This is a genomic window from Gluconacetobacter aggeris (assembly GCF_014174395.1).
Taxonomy (GTDB): Bacteria; Pseudomonadota; Alphaproteobacteria; order Acetobacterales; family Acetobacteraceae; genus Gluconacetobacter; species Gluconacetobacter aggeris.
In genome coordinates this window covers 1-1,060 of record NZ_JABEQD010000045.1, presented here as the reverse complement: position 1 = coordinate 1,060, position 1,060 = coordinate 1, and the positions used below count along the sequence as shown (strand labels likewise).

Here is a 1,060-nt window from a genome sequence, read left to right as displayed (position 1 = left end):
CGGGATCGATCGCAATCCCGAAGCGCGCGCGGCGTGGTTGGCCCAGCAGCCGCCGGCCCCACGCGGGTGTCTGACGATCATTGTCAGGAAAATCGGCAAACTTGAAGGAGAAGCACATGGCCTCCAGTCAGCTTAACCAGCGCCTCGATGCCCTTGAGCGCAGGATCGCGCCGCCGGACCAGGGCATGCATGTGGGTTTCGTTCCCGCTGGGGCCTCCGAGGAAGAAGCCATGAATGTGGGACGGCAGATTGCCAAAAAGGCCGCCGATCTCGGAAAAAAACACCTCGTTGTGCGGTTCATCGCCGCGCCGGCGAGGCATCAATTCGAAGGGGCTGCACGATGATCGCGCTGCCACCTATCCCCGGCGCCGCGATCAACGATCTGGATGCGATCAATGCGGTTTTGACGCACCCCTCCGTGTTCGGAGAGGCCGCGCGCCTGAAGGACATTGGCTCGGGCCTCATCGTCTCGGTGCCTGGCGTCGTCGTGGGTTTCCAGGAGGTGCGGCCCCGTGTTCATGAATGCCACCAGGCGGTGGTTCCTGAAATGAGGGGGCGTCCCGCACTGGAGATCATGCGTCGGGTTCGGGACTGGTGGTGGGCAACACAGCCGTCCGATCTGATGATCGCCCCCATTCCTGAGCACAAGAAGCCTGCGCGCTTCCTGATGCACCTGCTCGGTTTTCAACGCATCGGCCCATATCGCGCCGTCAGCAATGACGGGATCGAGCGCGAATATGTCGCCTACCAAATGGAGCGTCCGCAATGAGTGATATGTTCGGTATCGGCCAAGGGGTGCAGGCAGCGACCACCGCTGCTTCGACAGCAGCCCAGATGGTCATGACTCAGAACGCGATGAATCGCGCCAATTCGACCGCAAAGGATGTCGCATCCAACATCCAGCAGGCGGGCGGCTATGCAAACAACCTGCTCAATCCCTATGCCACGGCCGGCACCAATGCTCTGAACAGCCTGTCGAACGGCCTGACGGAAAACTATCTCCAGTCGACGCCGGGCTATCAGTGGAACCTGAACCAAGGCGAGCAGGCGGCTACGAACA

3 protein-coding genes are annotated in these 1,060 nt (G+C 61.3%); all 3 read left to right on the top strand.

Annotation, left to right across the window (positions count from 1 at the left end; translation table 11 throughout):
• Positions 1-116 precede the first annotated feature (116 nt).
• The gene (locus HLH36_RS19460) at positions 117-344 is read left to right on the top strand and encodes a hypothetical protein (protein ID WP_182987923.1); all 228 of its coding nucleotides are present in this window, start codon (positions 117-119) and stop codon (positions 342-344) included.
• Entirely contained in the window at positions 341-769 is a 429-nt protein-coding gene (locus tag HLH36_RS19455) for a DUF2824 family protein (protein ID WP_182987922.1), read from the top strand. Before HLH36_RS19460 ends, HLH36_RS19455 begins: the two co-directional genes overlap by 4 nt.
• Positions 766-1,060: hypothetical protein (locus HLH36_RS19450; protein ID WP_246377051.1), on the top strand; the 295-nt coding region annotated here is incomplete at its 3' end. The genes HLH36_RS19455 and HLH36_RS19450, both read left to right, overlap by 4 nt.